The 18,268-nt window shown below is 73.4% G+C and carries 13 protein-coding genes; 9 read left to right on the top strand and 4 right to left on the bottom strand.

Annotated features, from left to right (window positions below; genetic code table 11):
• The first annotated feature begins 309 nt into the window (after positions 1-309).
• A complete protein-coding gene (gene dnaB, locus ABD901_RS02545; protein WP_345120672.1) occupies positions 310-3,075 on the top strand; it encodes a replicative DNA helicase in 2,766 nt (921 codons plus the stop codon).
• Between the two features lie 462 nt (positions 3,076-3,537).
• Here dnaB and ABD901_RS02550 read toward each other — a convergent pair whose 3' ends face one another.
• The 3 genes from ABD901_RS02550 to ABD901_RS02560 all read right to left on the bottom strand — a co-directional run bounded on the left by ABD901_RS02550 (position 3,538) and on the right by ABD901_RS02560 (position 8,050).
• The gene (locus ABD901_RS02550; protein WP_345120674.1) at positions 3,538-4,158 is read right to left on the bottom strand and encodes a phosphoribosyltransferase; all 621 of its coding nucleotides are present in this window, start codon (positions 4,156-4,158) and stop codon (positions 3,538-3,540) included.
• A gap of 125 nt (positions 4,159-4,283) precedes the next feature.
• On the bottom strand, positions 4,284-5,492 hold the full coding sequence (locus tag ABD901_RS02555) for a glycosyltransferase family 87 protein (protein WP_345120676.1): 1,209 nt from the start codon (positions 5,490-5,492) through the stop codon (positions 4,284-4,286).
• A 23-nt stretch (positions 5,493-5,515) separates the two neighbouring features.
• Entirely contained in the window at positions 5,516-8,050 is a 2,535-nt protein-coding gene (locus ABD901_RS02560) for a putative bifunctional diguanylate cyclase/phosphodiesterase (protein WP_345120678.1), read from the bottom strand.
• Between the two features lie 357 nt (positions 8,051-8,407).
• Between ABD901_RS02560 and moaC the strand changes: the two genes are divergently transcribed.
• Genes moaC through ABD901_RS02580 form a run of 4 tightly spaced genes read left to right on the top strand, consistent with a single transcriptional unit; the run spans position 8,408 to position 11,007 of the window.
• Positions 8,408-8,881, top strand: a complete 474-nt coding sequence (gene moaC, locus ABD901_RS02565) for a cyclic pyranopterin monophosphate synthase MoaC (RefSeq protein ID WP_345120680.1) — start codon at positions 8,408-8,410, stop codon at positions 8,879-8,881.
• Positions 8,878-9,345 (top strand): MogA/MoaB family molybdenum cofactor biosynthesis protein, encoded by a 468-nt coding sequence (locus ABD901_RS02570; protein WP_380137496.1) that lies wholly within the window; start codon positions 8,878-8,880, stop codon positions 9,343-9,345. Before moaC ends, ABD901_RS02570 begins: the two co-directional genes overlap by 4 nt.
• 58 nt (positions 9,346-9,403) lie before the next feature.
• Positions 9,404-10,597 (top strand): molybdopterin molybdotransferase MoeA, encoded by a 1,194-nt coding sequence (locus ABD901_RS02575; protein WP_380137498.1) that lies wholly within the window; start codon positions 9,404-9,406, stop codon positions 10,595-10,597.
• The gene (locus ABD901_RS02580; RefSeq protein ID WP_345120684.1) at positions 10,594-11,007 is read left to right on the top strand and encodes a molybdenum cofactor biosynthesis protein MoaE; all 414 of its coding nucleotides are present in this window, start codon (positions 10,594-10,596) and stop codon (positions 11,005-11,007) included. Before ABD901_RS02575 ends, ABD901_RS02580 begins: the two co-directional genes overlap by 4 nt.
• Here the strand turns inward: ABD901_RS02580 and ABD901_RS02585 are convergent.
• Entirely contained in the window at positions 10,970-11,479 is a 510-nt protein-coding gene (locus tag ABD901_RS02585; protein WP_345120686.1) for a DoxX family membrane protein, read from the bottom strand. The two genes, ABD901_RS02580 and ABD901_RS02585, sit on opposite strands and share 38 nt — an antisense overlap.
• Positions 11,480-11,533: 54 nt before the next feature.
• Here ABD901_RS02585 and ABD901_RS02590 point away from each other — a divergent pair, with 54 nt between their 5' ends.
• The 4 genes from ABD901_RS02590 (at position 11,534) to ABD901_RS02605 (ending at position 18,256) form a co-directional block, all read left to right on the top strand.
• A complete protein-coding gene (locus tag ABD901_RS02590; protein ID WP_345120688.1) occupies positions 11,534-12,883 on the top strand; it encodes an SWIM zinc finger family protein in 1,350 nt (449 codons plus the stop codon).
• 249 nt (positions 12,884-13,132) lie between these two features.
• Entirely contained in the window at positions 13,133-14,728 is a 1,596-nt protein-coding gene (locus ABD901_RS02595) for a DUF5691 domain-containing protein (RefSeq protein ID WP_345120690.1), read from the top strand.
• Entirely contained in the window at positions 14,725-15,852 is a 1,128-nt protein-coding gene (locus ABD901_RS02600; RefSeq protein ID WP_345120692.1) for an ATP-binding protein, read from the top strand. The genes ABD901_RS02595 and ABD901_RS02600 overlap by 4 nt, the downstream gene beginning before the upstream one ends.
• Positions 15,842-18,256, top strand: a complete 2,415-nt coding sequence (locus ABD901_RS02605) for a DUF5682 family protein (RefSeq protein WP_345120694.1) — start codon at positions 15,842-15,844, stop codon at positions 18,254-18,256. Before ABD901_RS02600 ends, ABD901_RS02605 begins: the two co-directional genes overlap by 11 nt.
• Positions 18,257-18,268 lie beyond the last annotated feature (12 nt).

Below are 18,268 nucleotides of genomic sequence, written 5' to 3' on the forward strand. Positions count from 1 at the left end.
TACGCCATCGGCCGTCCAGTTGAAAAATCCGTGACCCTCTTTTTCTCGCACACAGGCTGTGGACGAAGGGTTCGCAGGTCAAGAGCCAATATGTGGTACCGCGGGAAGGGTTATCCACAGCCATGTGCACAACGTTTCCCAAGGTTGGAGCCCGTGGTCCACAGGTTGTCCAGAGCCTTGTCCACCGGCTAGCTTTCATCGAACGCCAGTCGCCCCATACGGTTGCGCGGGCGCGCCGTCGCGCCGGCGAGTTTTTGTCATACCCGCGAGGTCTACTAGTCCTGGCAGGTGTGGCGTTGGGGGGCAAGAGTGTCGATCACCGAAGACAGGCGTTCAGATCCGTGGGACGATGCGCCCCCGCCCGAGCAGCGCGGCGGCGGCGAGCGAGGCGAGCGGACCGAGCGCCCGTCGGGCGGCGCTGAAACTTTCGAGCGCACCCCACCCCAGGACATCGCCGCCGAGCAGAGCGTCCTTGGCGGCATGCTGCTGTCCAAGGACGCGGTCGCCGACGTCGTCGAGATCCTCAAGACGCACGACTTCTACAAGCCGGCACACAGCATCATCTTCGACGCGGTCCTCGACCTCTACGGCCGCGGCGAGCCCGCCGACGCCGTCACCGTCGCCGCCACGCTCACCGACTCGGGCAGCATCGCCAAGATCGGCGGCGCACCCTACCTGCACACCCTCATGACCACGGTCCCGACCGCCGCCAACGCGAGCTACTACGCCCGCATCGTCGCCGAGCGCGCCGTCCTGCGCCGCGTCATCGAGGCCGGCACCCGCATCGTCCAACTCGGCTACGGCTCCGCCGCCCAGGGCGGCCGCGACGTCGACGACGTCGTCGACCTGGCCCAGCAGGCCATCTACGACGTCACCGAGAAGCGCGTGAGCGAGGACTTCGCCGTCCTCGCCGAGATGCTCCAGCCCACCCTGGACGAGATCGAGGCCGTCGGCGCCCAGGGCGGCATGATGACCGGCGTCCCGACCGGCTTCAGCGACCTCGACCGCCTCCTGAACGGCCTCCACGCCGGCCAGTTGATCATCGTTGCCGGCCGCCCCGGCCTCGGGAAGGCGCTGGCGCTCGACACGCCGCTGCCCACGCCCGACGGCTGGACCACGATGGGCGAGGTGCGGGCCGGCGATCGACTGCTCGGCGCCGACGGGCGGCCCACGACCGTGGTCAACGCCTTCGAGGTGCTGCACGCCCGGCCGTGCTTCGAGGTCGAGTTCTCCGACGGCTCGGTGATCGTCGCCGACGCCGAGCACCTGTGGAAGACCACGACGAGGGCCAGCCGACGGCAGCGCGCCGAGAATGTCGTGACTCCGCAATGGTCGACCGCGGCCCGCGCCGAGGTCGCCGCCGTGCATCGCAAGGTGATGGCCGGCCCGGACCAGCTGGTCACGTTCGGGGAGGCGGTCGAGCTGGTCGGAGACCAGTTCCGCCATGTGTTGCACGTCGCCGGGCACCAGGTTGGCACGAGCGGCCAGGTGGTCCGGCAATACACCCGCGCGGGCCGGCCCTGGCGGCGCTCGATGCGGGCCTACTCGCGACAGGCGCTGATGGAGTCGCTGTATCGCCGAGTGTCACGTGTCATGAACGCGGAGACCAAGGCGGTGCACCCGAGCGTGGTCACCACCGCCCAGATCGCGGCCACGCTGCACCACCCGGCCGACGGCCGACTCAACCACGCCGTGGAGAACGCGGCCGCGTTGGAGCTGCCCGAACGGGATCTGCCCGTGCCGCCCTACACACTCGGCGCCTGGCTCGGCGACGGTCACTCGGCCGCGGCTCGTCTGACCACCGCGGACGCGCAGATCGTGAGCCTCGTCGAGGCGGACGGGTTCGTGGTGCGGCCGAGCTCGGCGCACCCAATGCTGTTCGGCATCGGTTCGGCCCGGCCCGGCGGATCGCTGACCCGTGACCTGCGCGAGCTCGGCGTGCTCGGCAACAAGCACATCCCGAGCCACTACCTACGCGCGTCGCAGGAGCAGCGGCGGGCGCTGCTCGCCGGACTGCTGGACACCGACGGCACGGTCACCGCGACGGGCAACGTGCAGTTCACCTCCACCTGCGAGCGGCTCGCGAAGGACGTGTTCGAGCTGGTGGTCAGCCTCGGGTATCGCTGCACGGTCACCAGGCGGAACGTGAACGGGCGCACGCCGGCGAGCTCGGTGGCATACAACCTGAACTTCACCCCGGCCGACGACGTCTTCCGGCTGGATCGCAAGCGCGACGCGATGCGGGCGCGGCGGCGCTCCACGACCGACGCGCGGACCGGCGCGCGGTATGTCGTCGCGGTGCGGCCGGTCGCGAGCGTGCCGGTGCGGTGCGTGCAGGTCGACAACGCCGACCACATGTACCTTGCCGGCCGCGCCATGATCCCGACGCACAACTCGACCGCCGCGATGGACTTCAGCCGGGCGGCCTCGGTCAAGCACAACATGGCGTCGGCGATCTTCAGCCTGGAGATGTCGAAGGTCGAGATCGTCATGCGGCTGTTGTCGGCGGAGGCCAGGGTGCCGCTGCACGTGCTGCGGTCGGGGCAGCTGTCCGACGACGACTGGACCAAGCTCGCTCGGCGCATGGGGGAGATCAGTGAGGCGCCGCTGTTCGTCGACGACACGCCGAACATGAACCTCATGGAGATCCGGGCCAAGGCGCGGCGGCTCAAGCAGCGGCACGACCTGAAGCTCATCGTCGTCGACTATCTGCAGCTCATGACGAGCCCGAAGCGCACCGAGAGCCGGCAGCAGGAGGTCGCCGACCTGTCCCGTGGCCTGAAGCTGCTGGCCAAGGAGGTCGAGTGCCCGGTCGTCGCGGTGAGCCAGCTCAACCGTGGTCCGGAGCAGCGCACCGACAAACGGCCCCAATTGTCCGATCTGCGCGAATCTGGCTCGATTGAGCAGGATGCTGACGTTGTGATTCTTTTGCACCGTGATGACTACTACGACAAGGAGTCTCCGCGGGCGGGGGAGGCGGACTTCATCGTGGCCAAACACCGTAACGGGCCGACCGACACGGTGACGGTGGCGGCGCAGCTGCACCTCTCGCGCTTCATCGACATGGCGATCTGACCCGCGGCTCTATCGCGGCGCAGCGTGCGGGGCGCGAGGTGCGCTTCGCCGTGGGTGGGGGAGATGCACGGTGCGCAGCACGCCGGGTATGACGGCACCTCGCCGTTGGCGAGGAGACGCATGGCGCGCTGCGCGGGTCCGGGCTCGCCCTGTTGCGGCCGGGAGGCTGCGACCGGAGAACCCGGCCGTGAGTAGCAGGCTCGGGCCGGGAGCAGCGGGCTCGGGCCGGGAGCAGCAGGCTCGGGCCGGGAGCGGGAGGCTGCGGCCGGAGCCGGAGCCGGGGCGCGGGCCGGGCTGCGGCAGGGCCGGGAGGTTGCGGTCGGGAGTTGGACGCTCGGGCCGTGAGCAGAAGGCTCGGGCCGTGAGCGGGCGACTCCGGCCAGGGGCCGCGGCAGGGCCGGGAGTTGGAGGCTCGGGGCGGTAGCAGGAGACTCCGGCCGGGAGCGGGAGGCTGCGGGCGGGTCAGTTGAGGAGGCGGGTTACGTCGGCGTCGGCGAGTTGGCGGAAGTCGTCGTAGAAGCGGCTGACGGCGCCGAAGTTTGAGGTTGCCAGGGGGCAGACGACCTCGTCGGCCAGGTGGCGCAGGCGGGAGATCGCGGCCTCGGCCGCCACCGGGACGGCCAGGACGACCCTGGCCGCGGACAGGCTGCGGGCGACCGCCACGGCGGCGCCGGCCGTTGCGCCTGTTGCCAGGCCGTCGTCGATGACCAGGGCGATGCGGCCGGTCAGGTCGAGCGGCGGGCGGCCGACGCGGAAGATGCGTTCGCGGCGGCGCAGCTCCGCGGATTCGTTGCGGATCACCTCGTCGATCTCGGCGGGCTGCAGGCGCTCGGCGATTTCGTCGTTGAGTACCTGGACGCCGCCCGGGCCCACGGCGCCGAACGCGACCTCGGGGGACCACGGGACGCCGAGCTTGCGCACCACCAGGATGTCCAGGGGGATGTGCAGGTGGCGGGCGACCTCCGCGGCCACGGGCACGCCGCCGCGCACCAGGCCCAGGGCGATGGCGTCCGGGCGGTCGGCGTATGCGATGAGACGGTCGGCCAAAGCCTCGCCCGCCTCGAGGCGGTTGCGGAAGCTCATATCTCCTGTCTACGCCCAGTACGCGCCCGGCGTCACCAGGTCACCGAAGGCGTCTACACCGCGTGCACAAGCCGGGCGTGGCTCCATCGCTGAAGGCATCGATGCCGTCGGGCCGGAGTCGGGCGTCACCCGGTGACCGGGCTCGGGGCGGCGCGATCCTCAGTGGCGTCGACGTCGACCCGGCGCAGGGACCACCAAAGGGCCAGGAAGGCGACCGGGTAGAGCAGATAGCCGAAGCGCGTGCTCGGGGTGAGCATGATGGCGGCGGTGAGGCCGGCGGCGATATACGCGGCGGCGGAGCCCGCGGTCCTCGGTGGGCGCCGGACGAGCCGGACCGCGATGACCAGGCCCGCGAGCACGAGCAGGGCCAGCGCGATGCCCCGGCCGCCCGCGGTGCTCTCGGCGATGAGGTGGCCGGGCAGCGGGGACTGCGCGGGGCTCGTGACCAGGCCGTGGCCGGCGGGGAAGCGCAGCGCGTTCTCGATGTACGCGTGGGCGTCGACCAGGAGCGCGGGCACCAGGGCGAGGACGGGGAGGCCGAAGGCGCCGAGCGCGAAGCGGGTCACGCGGCCGGTCCGGGCGGCGATGACCAGGACGAGCAGGACGAGGGCGACCGGCAGGGCGAAGAGCTTGAGCGCGCCGGCGAGGCCGACCGCGATGCCGGCGGCGCCGTAGCGGTCGCGGGCGGCGAGGGCGCAGGCGAGCAGGCAGAGCGTGAGGACGGGGAGGTCGTCGCCGCCGGTGGCGAGGGTCAGCGTGCACAGCGGGAGGACCGCGACGGCCTGTGCAAGGCGCAGCGATCGGTCGGCGGGGGCGATCGGCCGGAGCAGGCTCATGGTGTACACCAGGGAAAACACCGTGACGACGGCGAACCAGACGCGGGCGTCGGTCCACCAGGATGCTCCGAAGGCGGCGCGCGGCAGGCCGAAGAGGGCCATGCCGGGCTGGTAGGGGGCGTAGCCCATCAGGCGCTCGGCGTCGGGCAGGGCGGCGATCGCGGCGTGGCCGAGGTAGGGGGTGCCGGTGTCGGCCAGGCGCTGGCCCATCTGCTCGACGACGAGCACCTCCTCCTGCGCACGGTCGGTGCGGCCGGCGGCGCGCTGGACGGACTCGACGACGAGCGGCAGGAGGGCGGTGGCGGCGAAGACGAGCGGCACGACGCGGAAGCGGCCGATGGCGAAGACGGCGAGGGCGGCGGCCGCGTAGCCGATCCAGGCGATGGCGCCCCACGCGCGGTGCGGCAGCAGGGTGGAGGTGAGCGCGGTGACGCCGGCGAACGCGGCGCAGAGCGCGTAGCAGGTGGCGTCGATGAGGCGGGTACGCAGATCGGTCACGATGCCGACCATTGTCACAGAGGCTAGGTCGACTTCTCGCGGCCCGGCGGCTCGCCGCCCATGCTCATGCGGCGCGCCCGGCGGCTGCGCGACATGCGGATGACGGCGCCGGTGTCGTGCAGTGGCGCTGCGAGGTGGCCGTCGCCGCGGTCGAGGGCGGCGAGGAGGCGCTCGGCGGGCATCGCGCGGGCGAAGAGGTGGCCCTGGCCGGCGGGGCAGCCGAGCTCCCACAGCTGCTGGCGCTGGTCCTCGCGCTCCACGCCCTCGGCGACGATGAGCAGGTCGAGGCTGCGGCCGAGGTCGATGGTGGAGCGCACGACGGCGCCGGGCGCGGAGGCGTTCATCGCGGTGACGAAGCTGCGGTCGATCTTGAGTTCGTCGACGGGCACGCGGGCGAGGGTGGCCAGGGACGAGAAGCCAGTGCCGAAGTCGTCGAGGGCGAGGCGGATGCCCTGGTCGCGCAGGGCGGCGAGGACTTCGTCGACGACCTCGAGCTTGCTCAGGGTGACCGACTCGGTGAGCTCGATGACGAGGGCGGAGGACGGGACGCCCCGCGCGGCGAGGCGGCGGGCGACCGCGTCGGGGAACGAGGGGTCGAGCAGGCTGCGCGGGGAGACGTTGACCGCGACCGGGATGGGGTGCCCGGCGTCGGCCCAGTCGGTGACCGCGGTGAGGGCCTGGTCGAGCACGGCGTCGGCGAAGGCGGCGAGCTGGCCGGAGCGTTCGATGGCGCCGAGGAAGCGGTCGGGTGCGAGGTACCCGCGGTCGGGGTGGTGCCACCGGGTCAGCGCCTCGGCGCCGATGACGCGGCCGCTCGCGAGGTCGACGATGGGCTGGAAGTGCACTGTGAACTGCTGCTCGGCGACGGCGCGGGCGAGGTCGCCGCCGAGGGTGAGGCTGCCGACGTCGGCGGTGTCGCGGGCGCGTGCGTAGACGACGACCCGCTGGCCTTCCTGTTTGGCCTGGTACAGCGCGACGTCGGCCCGCCGCAGCAGCTCGCCGATCGAGCCGCCGCTGCCGGTGGTGACGCCGCAGCTGGCCTCGACGCTGATGCGCATGTCGTCGAGCTCGATGGGCGGGCCGAGCGCGTCGAGGATGGCCTGCGCGCGCAGCTCGGCGATGGCGGGTGCGCTCAGGCCGGCCAGGACGACGGCGAACTCGTCGCCGCCGAAGCGGGCGACCAGGTCGCCGGGGCGGGCCGCGGCGGTGAGGCGTTCGGCGACGGCGATGAGGACCCGGTCGCCCTCGGCGTGCCCGAGTGTGTCGTTGACCTCTTTGAAGTGGTTGAGGTCGATGAGCAGGACGCCGACGACGCCGGCCGCGGAGCCGGCGGCGAGGATCTCGTCGCCGTGCTGCTGCAGGCGGCGGCGGTTGGCGAGGCCGGTGAGCGGGTCGTGCGCGGCGGCGCGGGCGTGGCTGTCGGCGAGGCGCTGGGTCTCGGCGAAGGTGGCGGCGTTGCGGATCGCGGTACACAGGGCGGCGGTGAAGGTGCGCAGCGTGTACTGCTCGCGTTCGGTGAACTTGACCGGACCTTTGCCGCGGAAGCGCAGCCGCAGCTCGCCGAGGTCGGCGTCGCCGCGGTAGCTCTCCAGCGCGACGGGGATCAGGAAGCCCTCGGCGGTCGGTGCGTCGGCGGGCGAGCCGTCGAAGAGGATCCGCGTGCCGTCGCTGCGCACCAGGCGGGCCCTCGAGCCCGGCGGGTGCACCTCGACCTCGGCCTCGTCGGTGGAGAAGATGTCGGCGGCGCGGCGCACGGCGGCGTAGAGCACGGCGGTCTGGTCGACGGAGTTGAACTCGTCGGTGGCCTCGGCGAGGCGCTGCCAGGCCTCGTTGCCCTGCCGGGTGCGGACCTGGTTGGCGGCGGCGAGGTGGATCGCGTAGACCAGCGGCGGAAGGACCAGCAGCAGCCATTTGCTGGTGTGGTACGCCGAGACGGTGGCCACGGCGACCGCGAAGAGCCCCAGCCGCGTGATGACCTGGGTCCGGGCCTGTGCGGCGAGCCGCTGCCGCAGGGAGGTGCGCGTCACCATCGCGAACAGCGCGTGCGAGACGACCTCGTCCGTCACCGCGTACGCGACGAATCCGGCGGACATTCCGGGAATAACACCAGAAATCGTGAACTGCGAGTCCGGGAGAATAGGGTGAATACCGGCGGCGGCTGCGGCGAAGACGGCGGCCGCGGCGCACAGGGTCTCTTTTGCGACATTGAAACTCACCTTTACCGGGTCGGTCCGGCGCAGGGTGAGCAAACTGAGCAATTTGCCACAGATTGTGCCGAGAATCAGCGGGGGTGCGGGCAGGAACGCCGCGGCGACGACGATGATCGCGGTGGTGGGTGTGATGGAGATGCCCGTGGATCGGACCCGCACGCGAATCGTCACGAACCCGTTGCCGATGAGGACGATGGCCAGCGCCAACATCGGCAGGAAGAGTTCGCCGTAGCCGGTGATGTTCCACAGCGACCAGAGGCCCAGGCCGGCCCCGCCGACGACGACGGGACCAACGAGACGCCATGGGCGCTGGTTGGTCGCGTCGTCGGTGCGCGGTTGGCTTTGCATCGCGGTTGAAACCATCGTGGCCGACGATGCTCGGGTGTTGTCAACCCGTCATTCGCGTACTAGTCCCAGTCGTAGTCTCGACGCATCGTGCACCCCCAAAAGGTCGTTCGCGGATACGACCCCCGTCGGCTCAAGACATCGAAATAAATCGAAGTCCCGTGCGCTGAACGCAGCCTAGGGTGCAAAACGCAAGATGCTCAAGGCGATTTGTCGGTCGAATCATAGTTTGCGAACTATAACGGGCCTTGTCACGATTTGGCGACAGGAATGTGACGCTCCGTATAGCGATTTCGACGCAAGTAGCCCTAAGCGTGCATGATCAAACAAAGTTTCGCGGTGCACGACTAAGCTCGGTGAGTGGCAAATGAGCTGACCCACGTGGACGCCTCGGGCGCCGCGCGGATGGTCGACGTGGCCGCCAAGGACGTGACCGTCCGGCGCGCCGTCGCGGCGGGATTCATCCGCACCACAACGGAAGTCGTCGGCCTCCTGCGCGAGGGCGCGCTGCCCAAGGGCGACGCGCTCGCCGTGGCCCGCATCGCCGGGATCATGGGCGCCAAGCGCACTCCGGACCTTATTCCGCTATGTCACCCCATCGCCCTGCACGGCGTGACGGTGGAGTTGACGCTGCGTGACGAAGTGATCGAGATCGAGGTTGTCGCGCGCACCGCCGACCGCACCGGCGTCGAGATGGAGGCGCTCACCGCGGTGGCGACGGCCGGCCTCGCGCTCATCGACATGGTCAAGGCGGTCGACCCGGCGGCGTCGCTGGAGTCGGTGCGGGTGCTGCGCAAAGAGGGCGGCAAGACCGGACTGTGGGAGCGCTCGTGAAGGCCGTCGTGGTGGTCGCCTCGAACCGGGCCGCGGCCGGGGTGTACGCGGACACGAGCGGCCCGCTGCTGGTCGAGGGCCTGTGCGAGCTCGGCTTCGAGGTCGCCGAGCCGGTCGTGGTGCCCGACGGCCCGCCGGTCGAGGCGGCGCTGCGCGAGGCGGTCGCCGGTGGCGCTGACGTCGTGCTGACCAGTGGCGGCACCGGGGTCACGCCCACCGACGCCACGCCGGAGATGACGCGACGGGTGCTCGACTACGAGATCCCCGGCATCGCCGAGGCGATCCGCGCCGCGGGGGCCGGCAAGGTACCGACGGCGATCCTCTCCCGCGGCCTGGCCGGCGTCGCCGGGCGCACGCTCATCGTCAACCTGCCCGGCTCGCGCGGCGGCGCCAAGGACGGCCTGGCCGTGCTGGGCCCCGTTCTCGCGCACGCCGTCGACCAGCTTCGCGGCGGCGATCACTGACGGACCGGGCCGCCCTCACCTCGCGGTCACCTGCGCCTGAAGGTCTAGGCTTTCCGGCGTGACGTTACCGATCGCGTGGGCCGCGGCCCGCGAGGCGGTGTTCGAGGCGGGCTCGGCGGTTGCGCCGGGCCCGGTGCCGGTCCCGCTCGTGGAGTCCGACGGCCTCACGCTCGCCGAACCGCTGGTGACCCTGACCGACCTGCCGGCCTTCCCCACCTCCAGCGTCGACGGCTGGGCGGCACGCGGCCCCGCGCCGTGGCGCATCGTCGGGCGCGTCCTCGCCGGCGACACAGCCAAGCCGCTCGCGGTCGACGGCACCTGCGTGGAGATCGCCACCGGCGGCATGGTCCCCGACGGCACCACCGCGATCGTCCGGGTCGAGGACTCCGTCACCACCGACGGGATGGTCACCGGCGAGCCGCGCCGGGGCAAGATCCCCGACTGGCGCCGCCGCGGCGAGGAGGCCGCCGCCGGCGAGGAGCTCCTGCCGGCCGGCACGCCGATCACGCCGGGGGTCATCGGGCTGGCGGCTTCGTGCGGGTACGACACGCTGAGCTGCCGCCCCGCGCCCCGCACCGCCCTGCTGGTCTTCGGCGACGAGCTGCTCACCGCCGGCGTGCCCGGCGACGGGCGGGTCCGCGACGCGCTCGGCCCGGCGCTGCCGTCCTGGCTGCGCCGCGCCGGCACCGACGTGGTCCGCGTGCGCGGGCCGGTCGCCGACACGCTCGAGGACCACGTCGCCGCGCTGCGCAGCGCGATCGACGCCGGCGCACAGGTCATCTGCACCACCGGCGGCACCATGCACGGGCCCGTCGACCACCTGCACCCGGCGCTGGCCGAGCTCGGCGCGCGGTACGTCGTCAACACCGTCGCGGTCCGGCCCGGCTTCCCGATGCTCGTCGCGCAGCTGCCGGGCGGGCAGTTCGTGGCCGGGCTGCCCGGCAACCCGCAGTCCACGTTCGTCGCTCTGGTTTCGTTGGTACTTCCCCTGCTCGCCGGCCTCACCGGCCGCCCGCTGCCGACGCTGGGCACCGTCACCCTCGGCGCCGACGTGCCCGGCCGCGGCGACTTCACCCACCTCGCGCTGGTCACGCTGGCCGACGGCCGGGCGCACCCGGTCGCGCACGTCGGCTCCTCGATGCTGCGCGGGCTCGCCCGATCCGCCGGGTTCGCGGTGATTCCACCGGGGGCCGAGGGTCATGAGGGCACGGTGGCTCAGCTCGTACCACTGCTGGACGGAGATCGCCCGTGATCAAGACGCAGGTGACCACCGAGCCGCTGGACGTGCGCGAGCACGAGATCGCCGTCGAGCACCGCGCGGCCGGTGCCGTCGTGTCGTTCGCCGGCGTCGTGCGCGACCACGACGGCGGCCGCGGCGTGGTCGAGCTCGAGTACGAGGGCCACCCCAGCGCGGCCGACATCCTCGCCGAGGTCGCCGCGGAGATCGCCGCCGACCCGGCCGTGCGCGGGCTGGCCGTGTCGCACCGGGTCGGCCGCCTGGAGATCGGCGATGTGGCGCTCGCCGCCGCCGTGTCCACCGCGCACCGAGCCGAGGCGTTCGCGCTCTGCGCCCGGCTGGTCGACGAGGTCAAGGCGCGGCTGCCGGTCTGGAAGCGTCAGGTGTTCACCGATGGCGAAGAGGAATGGGTGAACTGTCCTTGAGGTGACGGCGGGCCCGCCGCAGCGTCTTCGCCGCGTGCCCGGCACGCCACCGCAGGTCGGGCCGCCCCTCGTGGTCGACCGCGGCCAGCAGCAGCCCGCCGAGCAGCCCCAGGTTCTTCAGGAACTGGATGCGCTGCGCGGAACGCTGCTGCGGGTCCTCGACGTCCCAGAACGCGTGCCCGGCCAGCGTCGTGGGCACCAGCGACCCCGCCAGCAGCAGCGCCGCCGGTCGCGCCGCGTGCCCGGTCGCCAGCAGCAGCCCGCCGGCCATCTGCGCGGCGCCGTTCACCCGCACGAGCGTCTCGGCGTCGGTCGGCAGGCTCGGGTGCACCGCCTTGATCGTCGGCTCCAGCCGGTCCGTGATGGCCCGCGCCCGGCCGGCGAGCTTCGCCGGGTTGCTGAAGGCCGCCCAGCCCTGGATCACGAAGATCGCGGCGAGCATCGAACGGGCCGCGGTACGCACGGGTCTCATGACGGAAACATACCCAGCGCGGAAATGTCGTACCCCCTCACTACGGTTAGCAGCATGGCCGAAACAACGACGGTCACCACGGTCTGGACCACCGACCAGGTGATGGCCCTGGCACCCGACTCGTCCGCACAGCGGGCGGCGCGCGGGCTCGCCGGCGACCGCGCCTGGCTGGAGACCGGGTTGAGCGCCGGCGAGGACATCGACCCGACCCTGTGGGGCCTCTGCCAGGGCAGCGGCACCACGCCGTATCAGACAGCGGTGGACCTGACCGAGCCCGCCTTCAAGTGCACCTGCCCCAGCCGCAAGTTCCCCTGCAAGCACGCGCTGGGCCTGCTGCTTCGCTGGTCCGCCGGGTCCGTGGCCGAGGCCGTCGCACCCTCGTGGGCGAGTTCCTGGCAGGCCTCCCGGGCCGCGCGCGCCAATCGCGCCGCCGCGGCGCCGCCCGCCGAGCAGCCTTCCCCCAGCGGCGGCACCTCGGGGCGCGCCGCCCCCAGCGAGAAAGCCCAGGCCAGGCGCGCCGACCGGATCTCGGCCGGCCTCGAGGAGCTCGACCGCTGGCTCGCCGACCAGGCCCGCTCCGGCCTTGCCGGCACCGGCCGCGACGGCGCCTCGTGGGACACGATGACCGCCCGGCTCGTCGACGCCCAGGCCGCCAGCGCCGCCGGCATCCTGCGCCGCACCGGCGCCGTCATGGGCTCACCCGAGCGCCTGCTGGGCGAGCTGGCCCGCCTCCACCTGCTTGTCGGCGGCTACCGGCGCCTCGCCGACCTGCCGGAGGACCTCGCCGCCAGCGTCCGCATGCGCGTGGGCGTCCCGATCGCCACCGAGACCGTCCTCGCCGGCCCCGCCGTCCGCGACCGCTGGCAGGTCCACGGCGTCCGCGACGAGATCGAGGACCAGCTGACCGTCCGCCGCGCCTGGCTGCGCGGCGCCGCCTCCGCCCGACCGCTGATCATCCTGTCCTTCGCCGTCGCCGGCCAGTCCCTCCCGATCGACCTCCTCCCCGGCACCGAGCTCGACGCCGACGTCTGCCTCTATCCGGGCGGCCGGCCCGAGCGCGCCCTGATCGCCAAGCGACACGCCCCACCCGAGCGCATGCACACCGTCGCCGGCGCCAATGGCATCGAGGCCAACCTCCACGCACACGCCGAGGCCCTCGCCGGCGACCCCTGGCTGGACTACTGGCCGATGGCCCTCGACGCCGTCTGCCCGGTCCGCGACGGCAACACCTGGCTCCTCGCCGACGCCGACGGCAACGGCCTCCCGCTCGACCCCGCCGTCGGTGAGCCCTGGCGCCTGATCGCCGTCACCGCGGGCCGCTTCGCCACCGTGACCGGCGAGTGGTCGGCGGCGGGGCTGCGCCCGCTCGGGGTGTGGTCGGACGATCGGCTGGTCCGTCTGTGAGTGCTGTTCATTCGGCTTTGCCGACGCAGACCCGGCCCCTGGCTCCGGGGGACCCGTGTGCTCCTCTGCCGGCCGGGTCCGCGGCTCCGCATGCATCGTGCGGGCCTTCCGGGCCGTCGTCCGTTTGGGCCGCGGTTTCGGCTGCTCTGTTCTCACCTTCCAGGCCGTCGTCGGTTCAGGGCGTGCCGGCCGGGCGTGCTGGAGGGGGGTGCGTCCGTGTTTGCGTCATCTGAGGAGGAATCGGGGGCTGTGGACCAGAGCCGCCTTGCGGGTGCGCATGGTGCGTCAACTCGCCAATCCGGCGTCGCCGGGCTGCCCGACTGGGGGGATGTGCTGGCCACGGCGCTGGTCGGGACGCAGCGGCGGACGTTGCCGGCCGGTGTTGGGGCGCCCGGTGAGGATCCGGCCGAGGCGCTGCTGGATGTCGCCGGGGCGCTGACGTTGTACCGGCGGGCGGGGTTCAAGGCTCGGACCGGGCTCGTTGTGCCGGACCCCGCGCCCGATGACTCGGACATTCCGCTCGTTTCGTGGTCCGCGGCGGCGCGGGCGGCGGATCTGCTCGCGGTGGATGCCGCCGGCTACGGGACGAGCAACGCTGTGCCGGTCCGCGACGCCGACGGGCGGCTCGAGCTGCTTGCCGAATGGCTCGGGGCGATCCGGCATCGGCGGGTGCCGGGGGAGCTGCTGCCCGCGCTGCTGGAGATCGGGCGGCGGCACCGGGCGCTGCGCGGGCTGATCGCCGCGGCCGGCGGGCCGCGGGCGGTGTGGCTGGCGGGGCAGCGGGCCGACTGGGGCTACCTGGGCGCGGCGGCCGTCGAGGCGCCGGCCGACGACCGGCAAGGCTGGGAGCTGGGCTCCATCGGGCGGCGGGTCGGGATTCTCACCGCCGTGCGCCGGGGAGGAACAGACGGCGAGCAGCGCGGGCGGGAGATGCTGCAGGCCGTCTGGGCGAGCGAGACGCCCGAGGACCGCGCCGCGCTGCTCGGGGCGCTCGGGACCGGGCTGTCCGCGGCCGACGAGCCGCTGCTGGAGGCGGCGCTCGACGACCGGCGCAAGGAGGTCCGGGTCGCGGCGCTGGACCTGCTGGCGCTGCTGCCCGACAGCGCATACGCGCGGCGGATGATCGAGCGCGCCACGACCTGCGTGCGGGTCGTCGACGGGCGGATTCGGCTGGCGCCGCCGATCGCGTGCGACAAGGGCATGCGCCGCGACGGGATCGTGCCGCGGCCGCCGGCGGGGGTCGGGGAGCGGGCCTGGTGGCTCGAGGAGCTGCTGACGCGCACGCCGCTGCGGGTGTGGGGCGAGCCGGAGGAGTTCCTGTCGCTGCCGGTGACCGACGAGTGGGCCGCGGTGCTGCGCCGCGGGCTGGCCCGGGCCGCCGCCGGGCAGCGGGAGCCGGGGTGGGCCACGGAGCTCACCGGGCGGCTCACCGAGGAGGTCGCCGCGGGCGGGCGGCCCGATGATCGGCTGCTGCTCGAGGCGCTGTACGACGCGCTGCCCTCCGATGCGCTCGCCGCGATCGCCGTGGAGGTGCTGCGGCGCGGGCTGGTCGGCGCGGCGGCGGTCGGCGTCGAGCACGTGCTGGAGCTGTGTCCCCGGCCGTGGCCGCCCGCGCTGGTCGAGGCGGTGTTCGCGGCGCTCGACGACGTCGGCGGGCGGCGGTCCGCCGGCTGGCGGCTGGCCGGGCTGTGCGAGCTCGCCGCGCTGCGACTTCCCGCCGAAACGGCGGCCCGGGCCACGGCTCTGGCCGGCGGGCTGCACTCCGATGACCCGATGTCCTCCATCGTCGGCCGATTCGCCGACACCCTCCGGTTCCGCCACGACATGCTCGAGGAGCTCGCGTGACCACAGTCGATGTCACAGCCGCACACGTCGACGGGGCGCCCGTCGCCGAGACGGTGCAGCGCCGGCATGCCGAGGACGAGTTCGCCGCCGAGCTCGTGGCGCTCGCCGCCTGTGACGAACGGCCCCGGCCGCCGGGGTGGCGGCTCTCGCCTTCGGCGGTGGTGACGTACCTGCTCGGGGGAGAGACGTCGGACGGGACGGTGATCGTGCCGAAGTACGTCGGGCCGCGGCGCCTGATGGAGGTCGCGGTCGCCACGCTGGCCACGGACCGGGCGCTGCTGCTGCTCGGCGTGCCCGGCACCGCGAAGACCTGGGTGTCCGAGCACCTCTCCGCGGCGATCAGCGGCGACTCGACGCTGCTGGTGCAGGGCACGGCCGGCACGCCGGAGGAGGCGATCCGGTATGGCTGGAACTACGCCCGCCTGCTGGCCGAGGGGCCGAGCCGTGCCGCGCTGGTGTCGAGCCCGGTGCTGCGGGCGATGGCCGAAGGGCGGATCGCGCGGATCGAGGAGCTGACGCGCGTGCCCTCCGACGTGCAGGACACGCTCATCACGATCCTGTCGGAGAAGACGCTGCCGGTGCCGGAGCTCGGCGAGGAGGTGCAGGCGCGCAAGGGCTTCAACGTGATCGCCACCGCCAACGACCGGGACCGGGGCGTCAACGAGCTGTCCTCGGCGCTGCGGCGGCGGTTCAACACGGTGGTGCTGCCCGTGCCGGCCGGCGTCGAGGAGGAGGTCGACATCGTCGCCCGCCGGGTCGCGGCGCTCGGGCGGGCACTGGAGCTGCCGGAGCTGCCGCCGGCGGTGGACGAGATCCGGCGGGTCGTCACCGTGTTCCGCGAGCTGCGCAACGGCGTGACCGAGGACGGGCGCACGAAGCTCAAATCGCCCAGCGGGACGCTGTCGACGGCCGAGGCGATCTCGGTGGTCACCAATGGCATGGCGCTGGCCGCGCACTTCGGCGACGGGGTGCTGCGCGCCGGGGACGTAGCCGCGGGGATCCTCGGCGCCGTGGTCAAGGACCCGGTGTCCGACCAGGTGGTGTGGCAGGAGTATCTGGAGACCGTCGTGCGCGAGCGCGAAGGCTGGCGGGACTTCTACCGAGCGGCCCGCCGTGGCGAGTGAGCCGCTGCTGCTCGGCGTGCGCCACCACGGCCCGGGCTCGGCGCGCGCGGTGCGCCGGGCGCTGGCCGCGTTCCAGCCCGAGGTCGTGCTGATCGAGGGGCCGCCCGAGGCCGACGCGCTCGTGCCCTACGCCGGGGACGAGGACATGCGCGCGCCGGTCGCGCTGCTGGCGTATCCGGCCGACAACCCCGACCCGAAGCTGCGCGCGTCGTTCTGGCCGCTGGCCGAGTTCTCGCCGGAGTGGCAGGCGATCCGATGGGCGGTGGCGCGCGAGGTGCCGGTGCGATTCATCGACATGCCCGCGTCGGTGCGCCTGGCCAACCCGCCGGCCGGCAGTGACTCCACGGATCCCGAGGCGGAGGAGGCCGGCGCTGTGGAGGCCGCCGTGCGCATCGACCCGATCGGTGCGCTGGCGGAGGCCGCCGGGTACGACGACCCGGAGCGCTGGTGGGAGGACGTGGTCGAGCACCGGTTCGCCGATCCGGTCCGACCCGCCGCACCGGCTCCGGCGGCCGCGGCAGTCGAGGGCGTGGACGAGGGCGTGGACGAGGCCGTCGTCGCCGATGCGAGCGGGGTCATGGGCGGCGTGGGGCTGTTCGCGCGCGAGGCCGACATCGACGAGGAGGAGCTGCGGGCCGCTGCCGCGCCGTTCGAGGCGATCGCCGAGGCCATGGGGGTGGTGCGGGCCAGTGCGCCGCGGCCGCCCGAGGCCGAGGCGGTGGACGAGGAGCGGCGCGAGGCGTACATGCGCATTGGGCTGCGGGGGGCGCTGAAGGAGTTCGAGCGGGTCGCGGTCGTGTGCGGGGCGTGGCACGTGCCGGCGCTGACCGGGCCGCTGCCGAGCGCCTCGGCGGATGCGGCCGTCGTGCGTGGGCTGCCCAAGATCAAGGTCTCGATGACGTGGGTGCCGTGGACGCATGCGCGGCTGGCGTCGTGGCAGGGGTACGGGGCCGGGGTGCGCTCGCCCGGGTGGTACCACCACCTGTTCACATCCGTGGACGCGCACGTGATCGAGCGGTGGCTGGTGCGGGCGGCGGGCGTGCTGCGCAGGGACGGCGTGCCGGTGTCGAGCGCGCACGTGATCGAGGCGACGCGGCTCGCCCAGGCGCTGGCCACGATGCGCGGGCGGCCGCTGGCCGGGCTCGCCGAGGTCACCGACGCGGCGCGGGCGGTGCTGTGCGACGGGGACGAGCTGCGGCTGGCGCTGATCAACCGGCGACTGGTCGTGGGGGACCGGCTGGGGCGGGTACCGGACCAGACGCCCGGCGTGCCGATCGCCAAGGATGTGGCCGGGAGCCAGCGGCGGCTGCGGCTGCCGCCCCGGGTCGAGCGCCGCGAGCTCCGGCTGGATCTGCGCCAGGCGTTCGACCTCGACCGCAGCCGGCTGCTGCACCGGCTGCGGCTGCTCGGGGTGGAGTGGGGCAAGGTGCTGGCGGCGGCCAAGGGCAAGGGCACGTTCCGCGAGGAGTGGGAGATCGCCTGGCAGCCCGAGTTCGCGGTCGATCTGGTCGAGGCGGGGGCCTACGGGACGACGGTGCTCGAGGCGGCCACCGCCCGCGTCGCGGAGCAGGCCGCGTCGGCGGCGACGCTCGCCGACGTGACGGCGCTGGTGGAGCGGTGCCTGCTGGCGGACCTACCGGACGCGCTGCCGGGGGTGCTCGACGCGCTGGACGAGCGGATGGCGCTCGACGCCGACGTGGCGCACTTGATGGACGCGTTGCCGGCGTTGGCGCGCACGCTGCGGTATGGCGACGTGCGCGGCACCGACCTGTCCGCGCTGCGGGACGTCACGTTCGGCACGATCACGCGCATCTGCGTGGGGTTGCCGGCGGCGGTCGGCGGGCTCGACGACACCGCGGCGGCGGTCATGCGGGACCGGATCGACGGGGTGCAGGCGGCGCTCGCGCTGGTCGACGACGCCGAGGCGCACGAGCGGTGGCAGGGCGTGCTCGCCGGGCTGTCGACCCGCGACGACCTGCACGGGCTGCTGACCGGGCGGATGAACCGGCTGCTGCTGGACGCGGGCGCGGTCGACGTCGACGAGATCGGCGCCCGGATGGCGCTGGTGCTCACGGTCGGCGTGCCGGTGGCCCGCACCGCCGCGTGGATCGAGGGGTTCCTGGCCGGCGACGGGCTGCTGCTGGTGCACGACGAGCGGCTCCTGGCCCTGGTCGACGCGTGGCTCACTGGCATTCCGGGCGACGCGTTCCTGGAGGTCCTGCCGCTGCTGCGGCGCACGTTCAGCGGTTATCCAGTGCCGCAGCGGCGCATGATCGGCGAGCGCGCGGCCCACATCGGCACCGGCCGCCGCGGCGCGGAGGCGGACGAGGACCTGGACCCGGCACGCGGCGCGCTGCTGCTGCCGGTCGCGGCGCGGCTGCTGGGGAGGGAGCTGCATGTCTGAGCGCGGCTCTCG

The organism is Dactylosporangium darangshiense (genome assembly GCF_039537565.1).
GTDB classification, from domain to species: Bacteria; Actinomycetota; Actinomycetes; order Mycobacteriales; family Micromonosporaceae; genus Dactylosporangium; species Dactylosporangium darangshiense.

Coding starts and splice junctions, on each gene's coding strand:
- ABD901_RS02550 (WP_345120674.1), bottom strand. CDS start 4,158: ATGAGCTTCCGCAACCGCCTCGAGGCGGGCGAGGCTTTGGCCGACCGT.
- ABD901_RS02560 (WP_345120678.1), bottom strand. CDS start 8,050: ATGCAAAGCCAACCGCGCACCGACGACGCGACCAACCAGCGCCCATGG.
- ABD901_RS02585 (WP_345120686.1), bottom strand. CDS start 11,479: ATGAGACCCGTGCGTACCGCGGCCCGTTCGATGCTCGCCGCGATCTTC.
- ABD901_RS02590 (WP_345120688.1), top strand. CDS start 11,534: ATGGCCGAAACAACGACGGTCACCACGGTCTGGACCACCGACCAGGTG.